This window comes from Oerskovia sp. NPDC056781 (assembly GCF_042789955.1).
In the GTDB taxonomy this organism is placed as follows: Bacteria; Actinomycetota; Actinomycetes; order Actinomycetales; family Cellulomonadaceae; genus Oerskovia; species Oerskovia rustica.
On sequence record NZ_JBHUAD010000017.1, the window covers coordinates 14,000 to 32,355 of the forward strand.

General features: G+C 69.0%; 14 protein-coding genes and 1 tRNA gene. 9 read left to right on the forward strand and 6 right to left on the reverse strand.

Going from position 1 to position 18,356, the window contains the following annotated elements:
- Positions 1-193: 193 nt before the first annotated feature.
- From ACFRCR_RS02970 to ACFRCR_RS02990, 5 genes are all read right to left on the reverse strand, one after another.
- The gene (locus tag ACFRCR_RS02970; protein WP_377675458.1) at positions 194-1,771 is read right to left on the reverse strand and encodes a hypothetical protein; all 1,578 of its coding nucleotides are present in this window, start codon (positions 1,769-1,771) and stop codon (positions 194-196) included.
- 43 nt (positions 1,772-1,814) lie between these two features.
- Positions 1,815-3,065 carry a DNA sulfur modification protein DndB gene (locus ACFRCR_RS02975; RefSeq protein ID WP_377675460.1) on the reverse strand — a complete coding sequence of 417 codons (1,251 nt, stop codon included), beginning with the start codon at positions 3,063-3,065 and terminating at the stop codon, positions 1,815-1,817.
- A gap of 246 nt (positions 3,066-3,311) precedes the next feature.
- Entirely contained in the window at positions 3,312-3,821 is a 510-nt protein-coding gene (locus tag ACFRCR_RS02980; RefSeq protein WP_377675461.1) for a hypothetical protein, read from the reverse strand.
- A 26-nt stretch (positions 3,822-3,847) separates the two neighbouring features.
- Entirely contained in the window at positions 3,848-4,930 is a 1,083-nt protein-coding gene (locus ACFRCR_RS02985; protein WP_377675463.1) for a hypothetical protein, read from the reverse strand.
- A gap of 34 nt (positions 4,931-4,964) precedes the next feature.
- Positions 4,965-5,696 carry a hypothetical protein gene (locus ACFRCR_RS02990; RefSeq protein ID WP_377675465.1) on the reverse strand — a complete coding sequence of 244 codons (732 nt, stop codon included), beginning with the start codon at positions 5,694-5,696 and terminating at the stop codon, positions 4,965-4,967.
- A 544-nt stretch (positions 5,697-6,240) separates the two neighbouring features.
- On the opposite strand from ACFRCR_RS02990, the gene ACFRCR_RS02995 reads away from it, so the two are divergent.
- A complete protein-coding gene (locus tag ACFRCR_RS02995) occupies positions 6,241-6,564 on the forward strand; it encodes a hypothetical protein (RefSeq protein WP_377675466.1) in 324 nt (107 codons plus the stop codon).
- 134 nt (positions 6,565-6,698) lie between these two features.
- The gene (locus tag ACFRCR_RS03000; RefSeq protein WP_377675468.1) at positions 6,699-7,916 is read left to right on the forward strand and encodes a hypothetical protein; all 1,218 of its coding nucleotides are present in this window, start codon (positions 6,699-6,701) and stop codon (positions 7,914-7,916) included.
- Positions 7,917-8,428: 512 nt separating this feature from the next.
- Here ACFRCR_RS03000 and ACFRCR_RS03005 read toward each other — a convergent pair.
- Positions 8,429-8,511 (reverse strand) — tRNA-Leu (locus tag ACFRCR_RS03005).
- A gap of 292 nt (positions 8,512-8,803) precedes the next feature.
- On the opposite strand from ACFRCR_RS03005, the gene ACFRCR_RS03010 reads away from it, so the two are divergent.
- Genes ACFRCR_RS03010 through pknB form a run of 7 tightly spaced genes read left to right on the forward strand, consistent with a single transcriptional unit; the run spans position 8,804 to position 18,304 of the window.
- Positions 8,804-9,508: a DUF3662 and FHA domain-containing protein gene (locus tag ACFRCR_RS03010; protein ID WP_138826978.1), complete on the forward strand. Its 705-nt coding sequence runs from the start codon at positions 8,804-8,806 to the stop codon at positions 9,506-9,508.
- A gap of 10 nt (positions 9,509-9,518) precedes the next feature.
- Positions 9,519-10,046 carry an FHA domain-containing protein gene (locus ACFRCR_RS03015; RefSeq protein WP_377675470.1) on the forward strand — a complete coding sequence of 176 codons (528 nt, stop codon included), beginning with the start codon at positions 9,519-9,521 and terminating at the stop codon, positions 10,044-10,046.
- Between the two features lie 8 nt (positions 10,047-10,054).
- Positions 10,055-11,476, forward strand: a complete 1,422-nt coding sequence (locus ACFRCR_RS03020; protein ID WP_377675472.1) for a PP2C family protein-serine/threonine phosphatase — start codon at positions 10,055-10,057, stop codon at positions 11,474-11,476.
- A complete protein-coding gene (locus ACFRCR_RS03025) occupies positions 11,476-13,083 on the forward strand; it encodes an FtsW/RodA/SpoVE family cell cycle protein (RefSeq protein WP_377675474.1) in 1,608 nt (535 codons plus the stop codon). Before ACFRCR_RS03020 ends, ACFRCR_RS03025 begins: the two co-directional genes overlap by 1 nt.
- Positions 13,080-14,543 carry a peptidoglycan D,D-transpeptidase FtsI family protein gene (locus tag ACFRCR_RS03030; RefSeq protein WP_377675476.1) on the forward strand — a complete coding sequence of 488 codons (1,464 nt, stop codon included), beginning with the start codon at positions 13,080-13,082 and terminating at the stop codon, positions 14,541-14,543. Before ACFRCR_RS03025 ends, ACFRCR_RS03030 begins: the two co-directional genes overlap by 4 nt.
- A gap of 5 nt (positions 14,544-14,548) precedes the next feature.
- Entirely contained in the window at positions 14,549-16,240 is a 1,692-nt protein-coding gene (locus tag ACFRCR_RS03035) for a serine/threonine-protein kinase (RefSeq protein ID WP_377675478.1), read from the forward strand.
- Positions 16,241-18,304 (forward strand): Stk1 family PASTA domain-containing Ser/Thr kinase, encoded by a 2,064-nt coding sequence (pknB, locus tag ACFRCR_RS03040; protein ID WP_377675479.1) that lies wholly within the window; start codon positions 16,241-16,243, stop codon positions 18,302-18,304.
- Positions 18,305-18,356 lie beyond the last annotated feature (52 nt).

The window sequence follows — 18,356 nt, forward strand, 5'->3', positions numbered from 1 at the left end:
GTCGTACGGTCGTGACTCCGACCTTCCTCACGGGGCAGAGGTCTCGGACACCGGCGATAGGACACGACCCGCCGAACTGCAGCCCGGCCACCGCAGGTGTCTCGTGGACGGTCGTCAATAACACAGCTGATGCTTCGGCGGCGCGCCCCCCTCACAGCGGTAGGCGCATGACGGTCACCGCCGACGAGTCGGGTCAGTTGGTCTGGTCATTGGGCAGGTGAGGGCCGAGGTAACCGACGTGGATCTTCTGAGTCGCCCCTGACGTGCCATCGTGGAAGTGCAGGCGAGGAGCCGGTCGGCCGCCTTCGACGATCTTGATGTGGGCGGGCATGTAGATCTGGCCGCTCTTGTTGACCCCCTCGGGGACGGGGAAGGTTCGGGGATCGCGATACTTGGGGTTGTCGTTGACGGAGTCGCTCTCGCGTAGCGCCACCCAGCCGCCAGGGACCACTGCGGCGTTCGAATCGGCTGGCTCGATGCACCAAGCCCGGAAGTCGCCGGACCAGCCCCCCGCTCGGGCCCGAGCGTACTCATCGAGGGCAACCAAGCTTCGCCAAGCCTTGCGCGCCCAACTCTCTGCTTGGGGGTACTGATCAAGCGCAAGAGCACCCGTGACGACCTTGCCGAGCTCGACGTGCGTCAGGCGCGAGGCAGCAATGAGCAGTTCCTCAAAGCCAGTGATGTCAATGTCGTTCTGGTCTGGTGTCGCCGTTCCCTGGACGTGGCGGCCCTGCTCGGCCAGCAAGGACTCCAGCCACCGAAGCCTGCCCTGTGCCTGATGCAGCGTGCGCTCGGTGTCGGCGTCTGCCATAGCCTGCCATTCAAGCTCTTCGCGCAGCTGCTTCGCTTCGGCACGGGCCTCCTCGACCGCCTGCTCTGCGATTAGCACATCGTTGAGCAGAGCATCTTCATCGACGCCTGAGCTAAGACGCCGCAGGAGCAGACGACCATGGTCCCGATAGACGGCAGGCGGCGGAGTTGCCAGGGCCTGACGGCGCAACGGTTCGGCGAGAAGGAGTGACGAGCCCTGGAGGTCCTCGCGCAGGTGCGATCCGCCAAGCACACGGTGTCGCCGCATCGGAGACCCGCCAAAGCCAGTGCCCGGCAAGTAAGTGCGGGCTGCACCACCAACGACGTGCAGACCCACGTCGAGCTTGCTGTTGAGCTCACTGGTCGCGCTGCCCACCAAGACGTATACCGGTGCCACGCCAAGCAGTTCTCGTGTCAGTGCCTCCGCCCGGTGCAGGCTCACGGCGGGGGTCACGACGTGGTCGCGACTCAGGACGACGACGGGCACTGCCCTAGCGGGATCCTTGAGTACTTGGATCAGCGAATCAACAGCCTCGGGGGGGATGACGATTGGCGAGGGCGGCAGGGGAGTATTGCCAACGTGGGCGGTCTTACCGGCTAACAGCAGTCGGACCAGCGCGGGAACCCCGACATCAGGCGTCTTGCCCCAGGGGTCATCGCAGACCCACTCGAGGTCGACCCAGAGCCATCCCTGTTGGGTCGACGTCGTGATCGCGGTGAGTGTCGTAGTCCAGCGGCCGTTGTTCAGGTCCTCGGACAGCACATGGCGGCGCAGCGATAGGTGCTCATCCTCAACTTGGTCGGTGCTGACCTCCACCCCCCCGACGAGGAGAGGCACCCCGGGTGGTGGCAACTCCAGTTGGCTAGACTTGCGCTTGAGCCAGGCCGAGAAGCTATCCGTTGCCCTGTCTAGTAGCGATACAGGCGTGTCTTCTACGATCATCCGGTACTGCAGAGTCATGACTTCTCCTCGTCGTCCTGGTCCGGCCTCCGGCGCTTGGCCGTTAGGAGATGCTCTCGACAGCAGGGAGCCCGTCACTGTGCCAGCTGACGATCTTGCTGGTGAGGTGCCTGAGGTTCTGGGTGCGGGCGTTGGGGCCGTTGGCGCCCTCGGCGAAGTCTTCGGTGGTCCACCAGATGCTGTTCTTGAGCACCGGAGCGCTCATGTGTGGGCTGAGAGTAGCGAAGTAGTCGACGATCTCGTCTTCCGACACATCACCGAGCACGTAGAGGTCGTGGAAGGCACCAGCCAGCACACGGAGCATCGTGATCGACCCGAGCAAGCTGCGGGAGCGCAGCTGTGGGGGGGTGATGCGCTCGTCAGTGAGTTCACCAAGCGCGCCAAAGCCGTTGAGCAGGGCTCCGAGGAACGTCTCAGTGTTCTCGATGAGTGTGCTCTCGTCGAGCTGTCCCTCGCGGCGTTCGGTGACGCGCCCCGTGACACCGACGTTGACGGCGCGGATGATGTCTGCGACGTGCTTGGCTCCGAGCAGGTTCGGGTTGTTGCTGACGATGCGGTCCTGCTCCATGTCGACTCGGTTCTTCAGCAGCGCGTGCTTGAGCACCTCGGGCAGCGCCCGGTTGACAACCTTGCGACTGTCGAAACGGACCTTGACAGCCTGGTTGATGCCCAGGGCGTTGTCGGCGACATCGAAGAACATCTGTTCGTAGGCCTGCGGCCGCGCCTCCACGTAGATCTGGACAGCGATGTGCTCATCAGCGAACCGCTGGCGCAGGGTGAGGAGGGCGTCGAGGTCAGCGCGCAATTTCTCGGCCACGTCAGCGTCGCCGCGAGCAAGGTCGTCCTGAACATCGGCAATTTTGGTGTCGAGCTCGTTCACTGCGTCGTCGATCCCGAGAACGCGGTGCTGTCCGTCGATGATCTTCACCACGGCCCGACTGTTGCGGGGGACCAACAGCTGACCAAGGACGCTCCCGTCGGGCAGCGGGACCTGTTCCTCGAACTGCACAGACCCAGAGTCTCGTACCAACAGCGGCGGAGCGACCCACTCCGGCCTGGTCATGAGATAGATCCCGAACTTGTGAGCGTGCTCAGGGCTGACCTTCCGGTTGCCGGGCGTGGGCCGGTTCGGGTCCGGCACGGGCAGGACCCGTGGAACGTCGTGCAGCGCCAGCTGCAGGGTGTAGACGACCCGGCTGCCCTGCCGGGTCTTGACGGCAACATAGCGGTCGACGTCCTTGTGTCCGGTGACACCTGAGGTGTCGAACCCGAGCAGGTCAGTGTTGATGGTCACGAGGACTCTCCCTTGTTGAACAACTCTTATCTGGCTTCCTAAGAAGTAGAGCACACCACTAAGATATTAGCAAGGCATCTGAGTTCTTAGGTAGCCGCGGCAGGGTTCAACCGCCCAGCCCCAGGCGGGTCCCGGCGCCAGCAGGCACGGAAACGTGAGCCTCTCGCCTAGCGGGTCCGTAGTCGATCAGCGCCACGCACTCACGCGCTCCGCATTCCCATGGGCCATCATCTTGTCCACGAGCGGCTAGGAGACACGCCCTAGTCGTCGGCACGAAGGTAGGTATCCCGGGTGACCTGCAGCTCCGCCCAGTGCGCATCGAGGCCCCGCGAGTGTCGGCGCGACGTTGAGAACCGTCAGCGGCTGGGAGTGGGAGTCGATGTAGCGGCATGCCTCTTCGAAGATTCGGACTACCGGGCCGATCGCGGCAGGCAGTGCCCCGCTCTTGATCTTCCCGAGCTGTGTCATGTGAACAGCGGGATGATGCCGCTGCGTCACGCCTTGGAGCAGCTCGGTCTCCGTGAACACCTCGCACCAGGAGCGGAGCCAGCCGTAGCCGGTACGAACCAGAGCAGCGCGGGCCTGCCCCTCCTCGGCACGCGCTGCGGCGATAGTCTCGTTGATGTTCTTCTTGAGGCCGCTCATGGTGTCCCATCGCGGGTGGCTGGACCGGGTGACCCGCCCCTTGCCCTCCTCATCGTCGATCTGGAAGTACGCGCAGCGCTTGGATGGCTCCATCAGGTGCAGGAGGGTCATTGTGAACGCGAGGTCATGCGTGAAAACTATGACCTGGGCGCTCTGCGCCAGATTCGCGATCCGTGCGGCGACCTCGTTGATGCGGCGGTGGTCCAGGCTGGAGACGGGGTCGTCGAAGATACCAGGACCTTGCGGCGCTTCGCGCTGCCGTCCCGCCCGATGTACTCGACCTTCAGCGACGGAGCACGCAGAGACCCACACTCCTCGGCAAAGTAGGCAGCAAAGCACTGGTTGATGAGCGCGTCGCTCGCGATCTTCGACAGCGCCGTGACGGCGCGGCGCAGCGCAAGCGCCGGTCGCGCGAGGACCCTGAGCCGGTCAGCCTCCTTGGCGTTCTTCACTTGCGTGTTGATCACGGTCCACGACCGTCCGACCTCGGCCGCGGCCGTGAGCTCGACGAGCTCGCGGCGCCTGGACTGCAGCGCCTCCGCGCGGTTGGCGTCTTCGGACTCGAGTACCTTGACCTCGCCGTCGACCTCAGCGAGACGCACCGTCAGCACGGCATGAGCCGCCGCGACCCGGGCGGTGAGCTCCGGATCGACAGCGGTGCCGCTACTGGTGCTCGCCTTGACCCCGTCTAGCACGGACACGATGGAGGCGACGTGCGCGTAGAAGTCCGGCCTCTCAGTCTGGTCGGCCAGCTCGGTGACCCATGCGGTCACCTCGGGCGCATTGATGCTCGCGACCGCCGCCGTCGCCGCGGCGAGCGACTTCCTCGACTCGGCGATGTCGGCGCCGATCTTGTCCGCGAGGTAGTCGGCGTACTTGGCAACAAGCTCCTGGGCCCGCTCGCCGAGCGGCTGACGGCAGTACAGGCAACGGTTCTCGTCATGGGCGCCGGCGGTGACGAGGTGCTGCCGATAGGACTCACCGACCTCGACGAACGTCTTCCACGTGTCGTCGGGGGCCGCGGGAAGGTCGGCTGCCTCAAACAGCTCCGTGCGGACGAGCGCGTAGTCGATCTCGAGGGCCGCCATGATGGTCCGCGTGGTGTTGTACGCGTCGACGTCGAACGCCTCGATCCCCGCCGCGACCAAGGTCGCCTGCGTCAGCACCCGGGAGACTCGCTGCTGGGCCTTGATGGTTGCCGACAGCGTGCCGGCTTCCAACGCAGCAACGGCCTTCTGCAGTACGGCGATGCGCTCATCGACATGACAGCAGCGCCGACGCGCCGGTCGCGAGGGCTGCGAGGTCCGCGACGATCCGCGCCTCGACGGCCTGGATACCGGCGTTCACGTGGTTGAACAACGCCAGGCTCGCGGGCACGTAGACGTATTCGAGGTCGGCGTCGACGTGAGCGTTGACCGACGGGCTGTCGAAGATCGACATGCGGGTGAACGGCGCCACGCCGCCGGTCTCGCCGGACCAGCGGAACCTGTGCTCGATCTCGCCGAGATTGTAGGCGATCAGGGCGCCCTGTGCGGAGGCGCTCGCCTGGGAGACGTCGCCGAGGATCTGGTCCGCGGTCCGACTGGCAGCGAGGGTCTTGAACAACCGGGAGTACCCGGTCTTGCCGGTGCCGTTCTCGCCGTAGAGGATCGTCAGGCCCTCATGCGGGGTGATCACGGCGCCCGAGACGAGCGCATTGACGCCCGTGATCTCTGACAACGAAGTGATGCGCAGGACCTCATCGGACTCTGCCGGAGACGCCGCGACCGCCAAGGGCGGCTCCTTCGGCAACGTACGGGCGTCGAGAGCCTTCTCCTGGCGGAACAGGGCGTAGACGTCGTCAACGTCGGAGCCCACCAGCGCCCGACCGGTGCTCAGTACCGGGCGCACGATAGCTCGGACCCACTCGTCGTTGTCGTTCGCCCAGGTGCTCAGCAGCACCCGCGCGTCCGCGCCGGTACTGGTGGCGGAATCGGTGTCGCTCAAGTGCTGCCCCCTTGTGACGTCGCGTCGGTGCGCGCCAGATCGTACGGCGGCTCGGGTCATCCGCCTCGCGTTGTGCCGACGATACTTGCCGGCGGGCGATCGAGTGAAGGGATTCGGCGGCAGATCCTCACCACACGCCTACCCGCCTACCCGCCGAACCGACCCAAGACCACGACCCCGTCGCCCACGCCACAGCCCTGGCGACGATCGCCCACATCACCGCCGGTAACTTCCGACTCCTCGACCGCCTCACCACCCAGATCGAGCGCATCCAACAGGTCAACGACCTCCCGTGGCCACCGCGAGCTCAGCGTCTGCGCGGGGACTATGCGATCGTCCCCTACACGGAGGTCGCTCGTCTGCTTGAGGTCGCCGCACATCAACGCACGGCGCTGCAGCGCGCCGCTTGAGCGCTCTCCTGGCCCTCGGGCTCGGGGCCGGCGTCTACCCGCGCGAAGCACGGTCGGCCATGACCGATGACCTCGTCGAACGACATGGGCGCCTGTGCCTGAGGATCCCTGGTGATCGAGCTCGCCTTGTCCCTGTGAGCCCGCCCCACGACGTCACCCTCGATCGAATCCGCGTCGAGGATCCCGGCTCGTCGATCCTCGGGTTCGTCGCCAAGGGATGGGACCGCGCACCCCTTGGGCATCTGCTCGAGGACATCGACCTTCCGCCGGACTGCCCTGACCTCAAGGCCCATCGGCTGCGCGCCACCTGGCTGCTGCAGCACCTGAAGCGCCGGGTCCACCTCAACGGTCTCGCCCAGATGGCGGGGGTGACGTCCTGGAAGACGTTCGGTCACCTCATGACCTACCTGCCACCGATCAATGAAGAGAGCCTGTTCGAGGAACTGACCCGCCGATGAGCCTCGCACTGGCGACAGCCCAGCGTCCTTCACCAAAGGCCAGCACCGTCCGTGCGCACCAGATCCCGCTCACCGTCAATCAACGACTTCGTCGCGCCTACGCGTACGCGCACTCACCCGAAGCACTCCGACTGGTGGCCGCGACCCACCGGACCAAGGGCCGCAGACGTCTCTACCCCGTCGAAGCAGTCCTCGCGGCGATCGTCTTCCATTGCCTGAAGGCACCCGAACGCCTTCTCTTCACCGACATCGCCGCTGAACTGAAGATCCTGACGAAGTCACAGTGCCTCAAGCTGGGCTTCCCGATCAGCTGCGCCATGAAGTACACCCGCCTCTACAGCGGATATCGAGCCCTTCTCCGAGAGATCGAGTCCGGCACCTGCTCCGTGCACAACCACGAGCTGGAAGCCGACCCGCGCACGGGCGACGTCTGGCCCTGTCCGCCCACGTGCTACTGCATCGCGGCGAACCTGGACGAGTTCGCTGTGCGGATGATCTTGACCAGCATCCCCGCCACCGTGCCGATTCCCACGACGGTCGCCATAGACAGCACCGACTTCGAGAGCCATGCACGCCCAGGACACCGTTCGATCGACGAGAACGGCGACACCTACTGGTCCGCGGACCACGACGCCGCATGGGGATATCGCACCTCGACCGACCGACGTCCCACGTCCCGGTTCCATGGGTACTCGACCCACGCGATCACCGGCTGCCCATCAGTCGGGGGAGAACCGATACCCCAGCTGGCCCTCGGGATCGCCGTGCGTCCCGGGTCACGAGGCTCAGCCCCCGCAGCGCTCAACCTCCTGGACGCCTTCCACGCCACGCGGCACCGAGCCGACGAGGTCCTTCTGGACCGCGGCTACACGACCGCCAGCGCGGAAAACCTCGCCCACCCGCTGCGCGACCGGAGCATCCGCCTCGTCATGGACCTCCACATCTCCCAGCGAGGCACCCGCCCTGGACCGAGAGCAGGAACGATCTGGCAGGACGGCCACCTCTACTCCAGCGCGCTCCCACAGGCCCTCCGCGACCTCGAGCCACCCAACCCCACCGACACAGCCGCCGACAAGGCGCTCATCCACGAACAGTTCGACGCCCGCGCGCCCTTCCGCCTTGTCCCGCACAGCCGCCACGACGACCCCCGGGGAACCCAACGCCTCAAGGGCCCCGCTCTCGCCGGGCACGTGCGCTGCCCGAACACGCCCGCCACCATGCGCCTGGGCCCGGCAGTACCGACGACCGACTGCACCAGGGGCGTGCCGTGTGGCTGCGGAGTCACGCTCACGGTTCCCGACACCCTGCGGGCGCGCGACCGACAGCACCTACCCTGGCGGTCGACCACCTGAGCCCTGTCCTTCGCACGACGCAGCCTGATCGAAGGCCTCTTCGGCAACATCCGCTACAACACCACCAGCATGAACCACGGCTATCTACGCGTCTTCGGCCACACCGCCACCACGTTCATGCTCACCCTGGGCGTTCGCCGGCTACAACATGCGCCACCTGCACCACTGATACATCGAACGCGGACTACCCGACCCCTGGCAGATCGAGCTCGACGAGAAACCCCACCGCCACGAACCCGACTGGATCTATCGCACCCGCGGCCCCTGACCCCGCCAAGCCTCTAGACCGCGACCACGTCACCAGCCGCCAGACCTCGACCACATCAACGCGCCCCGAAACACCCGCGTCCCAGCAGAACCGGGGCAACAGCACCCTCCGAGCGGCAACACCACGCTCGATCCACTCGGCCACAGCCACCGAGGCCCCCCTGAAACGACGAATCTCCCGCCCGGATAACTCCGGACAGGAGATTCGTTACAACATGGGCTGTTCCAAGGAAACAGCCCTCACGTGCGCGAGGGGGGACTTGAACCCCCACGCCCTTTCGGACACTAGCACCTGAAGCTAGCGCGTCTGCCATTCCGCCACTCGCGCGTGCCGCAGAAGATTATCACGAGAGCCGACCCAGACCTGCATCGGTCGTCGAGCCACCTCCAGGAGGTCTTCCACCGGCGCCCCACCTGAGCCGGAGCCCGGTGCTGCACCAGAGAGAACAGTACCCCGCTCCGGCGGCCGCCTCACGCCCGCGGCACCCGATCTCCCCCTGATCTCCCCGTCCACTTCAGCCGATCACCGGCTCGGCGAGGCCCCGGGTCGTTACGATCTAGGTAGTCTGCCCGGGGACCGTGTACCCGGTCGAAGCAACGTCGATGAGGGAGGAGGTGGCATGGGAGTCCTGGATCGTTTCGAGAAGGGCGTCGAACGCGTCGTCAACAACGCCTTCAAGGTCGGGCGCAGCGAGGTCAAGCCCGTCGAGCTGGCGAGCGCGTTGCGTCGTGAGGTCGACGACCGGGCCGCGGTCGTGGACCGCGACCGGACGGTCGTGCCCAACCAGTTCACCATCGAGCTGTCGCCGGACGACTACGCGCAGGTCGAGGGCTGGGGGGCGGAGTCGCTCGCCGACGAGCTCGCTGCCAACGTGACGGAGCACGCGGCGTCGCAGCACTACGCGTTCGTCGGCCCCGTGAGCGTGTCGTTCGAGCAGGAGGACTCCCTGGACACCGGGCGCTTCCAGCTCCGGTCCGCGAGCGTGCGGGGGAACGTCGCGCCGGCGACGAGCTCGGCGCCCAGCGCCCGTCACCCCCTGGTCGACATCGACGGGCAGCGGTACCTGCTCACCGGGCCCGTGACGGTCATCGGGCGTGGGTCCGAGGCCGACATCGTGGTCGACGACCCGGGCGTCTCCCGTCGACATCTCGAGATCCGGGTCACGCCGGACGGTGTGATCGCGACGGACCTCGGCTCGACCAACGGTCTCTTCGTCGAGGGCCACCAGGTCCCGGCCGCTACCCTGCTCGACGGGAACAGCCTGACCATCGGGCGGACCCGCATCATGTTCTGGACGGGTGCGCCCGACAACGAGGATTGGTGATCCCCTCCGCATGACCGAGCTGACGTTCACCCTGCTGCGGCTGGGATTCCTGGTCCTCCTGTGGGTGTTCGTGTTCGCCGCGATCGGTGTGCTGCGACGCGACCTGTACGGCACCAAGATCACGGCGCGCAAGGGCCGGGGCGCCCAGGAGACGCACCCCACCACGGGTGCCACCCCGTCGCGCGGTTCCGCACCGTCGCGCGGAGCTGCTCCTTCGGGTCCCGCGCCCGCGGCCCCTGCGCCGACCGGGCCGACACGGCTCGTCGTGACCGCCGGCCCGCTGCGCGGCACCACCGTCCCGCTCTCGGCCTCCTCGATCCTGCTGGGGCGTGCTCCCAGCTGCACCCTCGTCCTCGACGACGACTACTCGTCGTCCCGGCACGCCCGGATCTTCCCCCAGGGTGGGACCTGGTACGTGGAGGACCTCGGCTCGACGAACGGCACGTACATCAACGATCGACGCATCACCGGTATCGAAGCCCTGCCACCGGGTGTGGGCGTGCGGGTCGGTCAGAGCATCGTCGAGCTGCAGCGGTAGCGCCCGGCATGAACATCGCGCTGAAGTACGCCGCCCTCTCCGACGTGGGCCTGGTCCGGTCGAACAACCAGGACTCGGGCTACGCGGGTCCGCACCTCGTCGTCGTGGCCGACGGGATGGGTGGGCACGCCGGAGGCGACGTCGCGTCGTCCCTCGCCGTGGCCGCCCTCGCCCCGCTCGACGGCGAGTCGCACGGGCCGGACGAGGCCCTCGGCCTCCTGGAGTCGTCGATCGACAACGCCCGCCTCGACCTGGTCGAGCGCAGCGAGCAGACGCCCGAGCTCGCGGGCATGGGCACCACCGTCACGGCCCTCCTGCGCAGCGGCAACACGCTCGCGATGGCGCACCTCGGTGACTCGCGCGCCTACCTGCTGCGCGACGGCGTCCTGAACCAGGTCACGACCGACCACACGTTCGTCCAGCACCTGGTCGACACCGGTCGCATCACCCCGGAGGAGGCCGAGTACCACCCGCAGCGCAACGTCGTGATGCGGGTCCTCGGCGACTTCGACGTCGACCTGACGCCCGACATGTCGGTCCGCGAGGCCCGCCCGGGTGACCGGTGGATGCTCTGCTCGGACGGCCTCTCGGGGTTCGTGAGCCTCGAGACGCTCGAGCAGACGCTGATCTCGGTCGAGGACACCGACGAGTGCGCCGAGCGTCTCCTGCACCTCGCGCTGCGCGCGGGCAGCACGGACAACGTGACGGTCGTCGTCGTCGACGTCGTCGACCTGGACACCCTTCCCGACGGCGCCGGGCCCTCGACGGCGCCGGTCGTCGTCGGCTCCGCGGCGATCGACCGCGACCGCCCGACGTCCGCCCAGGACGGTCCGGCCGCGCGGGCGGCCTCGCTCGTCGCCACGGCGAGCGCGGCCCAGCAGCAGGCCGCCGCGGACGAGGAGTCCGCCGACACCTCCCCGGCGCCCGCCGACGGCACGGAGGGCACCGCAGCACCGGCCGGCGACGACTCGGACGTGCGGCCCGCCAAGCGCACCAGGCGATGGATCGCCCCGGTGGTCACCGTCGTCGTCCTGGCCGTGATCGGTGCCGGCGCCCTGTACGGGTACCGCTGGACCCAGGACCAGTACTACGTCGGCGTCTCCGACGGTCAGGTCGCGGTGTTCCGCGGCGTCCCGACGAGCGCAGGTCCGCTCACGCTGTCGACCCCGGTCGACCTCACGGGGGACAAGGTCGACGACCTGCCGCCGTACGTCGTCGACCGCCTCCGCGAGACCATCAGCGCGACGTCCCTCGACGACGCGCGCGAACGCGCGGCCCGGCTGGTGGCCGACGCCCGGACCGACACCGAGACCACGGAGCAGCCCGCTGCCCCCGCGGACACCGAGACGGTCCCGCCCGTCGACCCGGCCGCACCGGCCGATCCCGCCGTCCCGCCCGCGGACACCACGGTTCCCCCGGCGGCGCCCTGATGGCCACGGTCGAGCCGCACACCGCAGCCTCCACGAAGCGCCCGTCGCGCCGGGCCGAGGCAGGGCTGCTCGTGCTCGCGCTCGCTCTCGGCATCGGCGCGTACGCCTCGGTCGGGTTCGGGCTCATGGACGAGCTCCCGGACAACTTCGTCCTCCACAGCTTGGTCCTGGTGGCGCTCGCCGTGGGAGCGCACGTGGTCCTGCGGATCAAGGCGCCCTACGCCGACCAGGTGATCCTGCCCGTCACGGTCGCGCTCAACGGCATCGGCCTCGCGATGATCGGTCGCATCGCCATCGGTGGCTCGATCGTCGGTTCTCCGTCGGACCTCGCCACGAAGCAGCTGATGTGGACCGTGCTCGGCGTCGTCGCGGCGTGCGGCGTCGTCTGGCTGCTCAAGGACCACCGGACCCTGCGCAAGTACTCGTACACGGCGATGATCGTCGGTCTGGTGCTCGTCGTCCTGCCGTTGCTCCCGGTCATCGGCCGGAACATCAACGGCGCCCGCATCTGGGTCAACATCGCAGGTATGTCGCTCCAGCCCGCCGAGTTCGCGAAGATCGCCTTCGCGATCTTCTTCGCCGGCTACCTCGTGACCAACCGGGACACGCTCGCGCTCGCCGGCCCCAAGGTCCTCGGGCTCCAGCTGCCGCGCCTGCGCGACCTCGGCCCGCTCGTCATCGTGTGGGCCGCCTCGCTCGCGGTCCTCATCTTCGAGCGGGACCTGGGTACCTCGCTCCTGTTCTTCGGGCTCTTCGTCGCCATGCTGTACATCGCGACCGAGCGGTTCAGCTGGGTCGCGATCGGCCTGAGCATGTTCGCCGTGGGTGCCGTCGTCGCCGCGTCGGCGTTCCCCCACGTCCAGGCACGCGTCGACGTGTGGCTCAACCCGCTGGCCCCGGAGATCTTCGGCCGTGACCCGGGGGGCTCGGGCCAGCTCGTGGGCGGGATGTTCGGGCTCGCGAACGGCGGGTTGACCGGCACCGGCTGGGGCCAGGGCTATCCGCGTCTCGTGCCGTACGCCTACTCGGACTTCATCTACACGTCGCTCGGCGAGGAGCTCGGGCTCGCGGGTCTGCTCGCGATCCTCGTCATGTACCTCGTGCTCGTCGAGCGCGGCCTGCGGACCGCGATCGGCGTGCGTGACGGGTTCGGCAAGCTCCTCGCGGGCGGCCTCGCGTTCGTCATGGCGTGGCAGCTCTTCGTCGTGATCGGCGGGATCACCCGCATCATCCCGCTCACGGGCCTGACCATGCCGTTCGTCGCGCAGGGCGGTTCGTCCCTGCTCGCGAACTGGCTCGTGGTCGGCCTGCTGCTCCGGATCTCCGACAACGCCCGCCGCCCGTCGTCCCTGCCGGTGCGCGGCCAGGTCGCCCCGTCGCAGACGGCGACCGGTCCGAGCACGGGCCCTCAGCCCGTCGCGGTGGGCGCGGGCTCCCAGGAGGCCGTCGAGGCGGGCGAGGCGAGCGCCGCCGTCGGGCCTTCGCGTGGCGCCTCCTCCCAGGACCTGCCCACGCAGGTCGTGCGCACCGACCGCCCCCAGGACGGTGGCGACCCGATGACCGGGGCGACCGAGATCATCGACGACACCGAGCGGAAGAACCTGTGAACGTCCCCCTGCGCCGCGTGGCGACCGTCGTGCTCGTCATGTTCCTGGCGCTCATGGTCTCGACCACCTACATCCAGTTCGTCCAGGCGGACTCGCTCAACAACGACCCGCGCAACAAGCGCCAGGTGTATCGCGAGTACGGGAACTTCCGGGGGCCGATCGTCGTCGCGGGGGAGTCGGTCGCGCTCTCGACCCCGGTCGACGACCCGTACGGCTACCAGCGCTCGTACACCAACGGGCCCGTGTTCGGGCACGTCACCGGGTTCTTCTCGATCGTCAACGGCACGTCCGCGATCGAGCGCAGCGAGAACGCATTCCTCAACGGCCAGGCGAGCACGCTGTGGATCGACCGGCTCCAGGGCATGATCACCGGCCAGAAGCCCCAGGGCGCGTCCGTCGAGCTCACGATCGACCCCGCGGCCCAGCAGGCGGCGTACGACGCGCTCGGCGAGCAGCGTGGTGCGGTCGTCGCGATCGAGCCGTCTACCGGGAAGATCCTCGCGATGGTCTCCAAGCCGTCCTACGACCCGAACGTCCTCGCGAACCACGACACCAAGGCGGCGAGCGAGGCCTACACGTCCCTGATCAACGCCGACGGCGACCCGCTCGTCAACCGCGCCATCGCGGGCAACACCTACCCGCCCGGCTCGACGTTCAAGGTCGTGACGTCGGCGGCGGCCCTCGAGTCCGGGCAGTACACGCCGGACACCGTGATCCCCGCCCCGGACGAGTACCAGTACCCCAACTCGACCCAGACCCTCAAGAACTTCGGCGGGACCCGCTGCTCGCCGACGGGCGAGCAGACGCTCGCGGACGCCCTGCGCATCTCGTGCAACACGGCGTTCGCGGACCTCGGCGTCACGCTCGGCGACGAGGCCGTGCGGGACCAGGCCGAGGCCTTCGGCTTCGACACGGAGCTCGCCGTCCCCATGACGGTCACGCCGAGCCGCTTCCCGTCCGCTGAGGTCACCGACGACGCCGCGGAGCTCGCCCGCGCGTCGATCGGTCAGGGCGAGGTCAAGGTCACGCCCCTGCAGATGGCCATGGTCTCGGCCGCGATCGCCAACGGCGGCAAGCAGATGACTCCCTACACCGTGCAGACGGTCCGGGGCGCGGACCTCGACGTGGTCGAGCAGACCGAGCCCTCGGTCCTGCGGACCTCGGTCTCCCCGACGGTCTCCCAGCAGCTCACGTCGATGATGGTCGGGGTCGTGGACAACGGCTCGGGCAAGCCCGCTCGCATCCCCGGCGTCCAGGTCGCCGGCAAGACCGGCACGGCCGAGAACCAGAAGGACAAGGCCCCGCACGCGTGGTTCACGGGCTTCGCCCCCGCCGACGCCCCGCAGGTCGCCGTGGCCGTCATCGTCGAGAACGGCGGCGACAGCGGCAACGAGGCGACCGGCGGTGCCGTGGCCGCCCCCATCGCGAAGGCAGTGATGGAGGCGGTGTTGAACAAGTGAGGCCCGTGGAAGGGCTCGCCCTGGGCGACCGCTACCGCCTCGTCCGCCGGATCGCGATCGGCGGCATGGGCGAGGTGTGGGTCGCGAACGACCGCGCGCTCGGCCGCGAGGTAGCCGTCAAGCTCCTCCGTGAGGAGTACGCGGGCAACGAGGACTTCCTGGAGCGTCTGCGCACCGAGGCGCGCAACAGCGCCGCGCTGTCGCACCCGAACATCGCCCAGATGTACGACTACGGCGAGCAGAACCAGTCGGGCTACCTGGTCATGGAGCTCGTCATGGGTGAGCCCATGGCCGACCTCCTGGAGCGCGAGCCCGTCCTCATGCCGTCCAAGCTCCTGCCGATCCTGGCGCAGACCGCCCGGGCGCTGCACGCCGCGCACGTCGCGGGCGTGGTGCACCGCGACGTGAAGCCCGGCAACATCCTGCTCGAGCCTCGCGGGGTCGTGAAGATCACCGACTTCGGCGTCTCCCTGGCCGCGAACCAGATCCCCATGACGGCGACGGGCATGGTCATGGGCACGGCCCAGTACCTGTCGCCCGAGCAGGCGATCGGGCAGGCCGCGACGGGTGCCTCCGACGTGTACGCGCTGGGGATCGTGGCGTACGAGTCGGTGGCCGGGAACAGGCCGTTCACGGGGTCCACCCCCGTGGACATCGCGGTCGCGCACGTCAACGAGAAGGTGCCGCCGCTGCCTGCGCACGTGCACCCGTCGCTCGCCTCGCTCATCTACGCGATGCTCGCGAAGGATCCCAAGGCGCGGCCCATGCCGGCGTCGGCGCTCGCGCAGACGCTCGACGACCTGGTCGAGACCATCGCCCGCGACCCGTGGGGGGCGACCGCGCGCGCGGGCGGCCCGTCACGGCGGTCTCGCCGCGCGCAACCGGCCCGTCACGGCGCGGCGCCGCCGCCCAGCTCGCCGACGCCGCTCGAGATCCCCGAGGAGCTGCGGTCGCGCCCGCTGCCCATGATCTCGTCCCCGCGGTCGCAGGACTCCGCACGGTCCGCCCCGTCCGGCTACTCGGCTCCGTCGGGCTACTCGGGTCGCTCGGCGCTCTCCGCACCGTCGGCGGCGTCGGCGACGGCGGCCCCGGCCGCGCCGCCGAGCACCCCCGTCTTCGACGGCCAGGCGTTCCCGCCTCCGCCGCCCCCTCCTCCCGCACCTCCCGTCCCCGACCCGGCCGAGCCGACCGCGCTCCCGTGGGAGCGCGCCTCGGCCCCCGTGGCGGCGGACCCGCCCACGGACGCACCGCGCTCGTACCCGCCGCGGCGGGAGATGCACGGTGGTGCGTCGGCCACGCGCCCGCGCCGCACCGAGTCAGGCCCGACGCCGTCGCGCGCCACCGTGCAGGGGGGCCCCGGCAGGGCGGCCCCCGCAGGGGTCACCCGCGCCGAGCGTCGGCGCGCGTCCCAGGACGCGCCGCCCGTCAGGACGTCGACCACGACCGGCCAGCGGATCGGTGGATTCGCCAAGGGGTTCTCGTGGCCGCTCCTCGCCCTCCTCGGGCTCCTGCTGGTCGTGCTCGTCGCGACCCTCGTGAGCGGCGGCGGCGAACGCTCCGAGGGGGCCGGCTCCGCCCCGAACGTGACCAGATCGTTGCATTCGTCCCCGGACCTGACGTCCGACGATGGGATGATGCTCAGTACTGTGCCGGGCCCTTCTGGGTCCTCGGCCCCGACGACATCGAAGGACTCCTAAGTGGTGGACAACGCTCCCCGGGTACTTGCCGGCCGGTACGAGGTCGGTGAGCTCATCGGCCGAGGCGGGATGGCCGAGGTGCACATCGGCCACGACACCCGTCTCGGACGGACCGTGGCGATCAAGATCCTGCGCTCGGACCTCGCGCGCGACCCGTCGTTCCTGGCCCGGTTCCGCCGCGAGGCACAGGCCGCCGCGGCACTGAACCACCCTGCGATCGTCGCGGTCTACGACACGGGTGAGGACACCCACGTCGAGCCCGGCGGCGGGACGGCGCACGTGCCGTTCATCGTCATGGAGTACGTCGAGGGGCACACCGTCCGCGACATCCTCGGTGACGGCCAGGCCGTCCCGATCGACGAGGCGATCGAGATCACCGCGGGCGTGCTGTCGGCCCTCGAGTACTCGCACCACGCCGGCATCGTTCACCGCGACATCAAGCCCGCCAACGTGATGATCACCCCGACGGGTGCCGTCAAGGTCATGGACTTCGGCATCGCCCGTGCCGTCGCGGACTCCGCGGCGACCATGACGCAGACGCACGCCGTGATCGGCACCGCGCAGTACCTTTCTCCCGAGCAGGCCCGGGGTGAGACGGTCGACGCCCGCAGCGACCTGTACTCCACGGGCTGCCTGCTCTTCGAGCTCCTCACGGGACGCCCGCCGTTCATCGGCGACTCCCCGGTCGCCGTGGCGTACCAGCACGTCCGCGAGGCCCCTGCGAAGCCCAGCGACCTCGCCCCGGACGTCCCCGAGGTCCTCGACCGCATCACGCTCAAGGCGCTCGCCAAGGAGCGCACGGCCCGCTACAGCAGCGCCGCCGAGTTCCGCAACGACCTGGAGAACGCGGTCCGTGGCGGGCACATCACCGCACCCGCGCTCGGCGTCGCAGCGGCTGCCGCCGCCGGAGCAGCCATCGCCGCGACCCAGGTGCAGGGTCCCCTCGAGAACGCGACGCAGGTCATGAGCCCCGCCGTCGCGGGCCCGCCGAACCCGTGGGAGACCACCGGCGTCCCCGCCGCCGTCCCCCCGGGCCAGCCGGGCGGGCCCCTCGCCGAGGGCGACCCGGAGGACGAGGGGTCGGGCAAGAAGCGCGGCCTCATGTGGGCGCTCATCGCGGTGGGCGCGGTCGCGATCGCGGCGATCATCGCCATGATCCTGCTCAACCAGCAGCCGCCCGAGCCGAAGACGGTGACCGTCCCGACGTTCAGCGCGACCACGACCCCGGAACAGGCCGAGCAGGCCCTCGACGCGGTGGGGCTGACGTTCCTGAAGGCGATCGACCAGGACTCGGATCTTCCCAAGGACACCTTCGTCAGCTCGAACCCCCAGAGCGGCGAGTCCGTGAAGGAGGGCACCGAGGTCACGGTGTACTTCTCGGCGGGCCCGGACGCCGTGATCGTCCCGAACGTCGCGGGTCTCTCCCAGGAGCAGGCCCGTGCCGAGATCGAGGGCGCCGGTCTCGCGGTCGACCCGACGATCGACCAGGAGGACAACGGCACCGTGAAGAAGGGGCTCGTCACCCGGACCGACCCGGCTGCCAACGCGAGCGCCCCGGCCGGTTCGTCGGTCAAGATCTTCATCTCGAGCGGCCTCGTCAACATCCCGGACCTGGTCGGTCTTCCTCAGGCCGACGCGGAGAAGGCTCTCGACGACATCGACCTCAGCTACGCGATCATCGAGGAGGAGAGCACCAAGACGGCCGGCACGGTCATCAAGCAGAACCCGGGCGCAGGCCCGGGCAAGCAGGGCCAGAAGGTCACGCTGACCATCGCCAAGGCCCCCGTCCCGACGGGTCCGGAGATGACGAACGTGCCGGACATGGAGGGCCTGACACGCGAGGAGGCCGAAGAGGCACTCGGTGGCCGCCAGCTGAACCTGGGAAAGACCACCGAGAAGGAGTCGGCCACCGTCCCCAAGGGGCAGGTCATCTCCTCCAACCCGCCGAAGGACACCGCGATCGCCGAGGGGACGCCGGTCGACCTGGTGATCTCGAGCGGCCCGCCCGGCGGCGGGAACGGCGGCGGGAACAGTGGCGGGGGCGGCGGGAACCCGACCCCGTGACGTCCGGTCGCAGGCCGTAGGACCAGCGACGCGCGAGGGCCCGGCACCATGC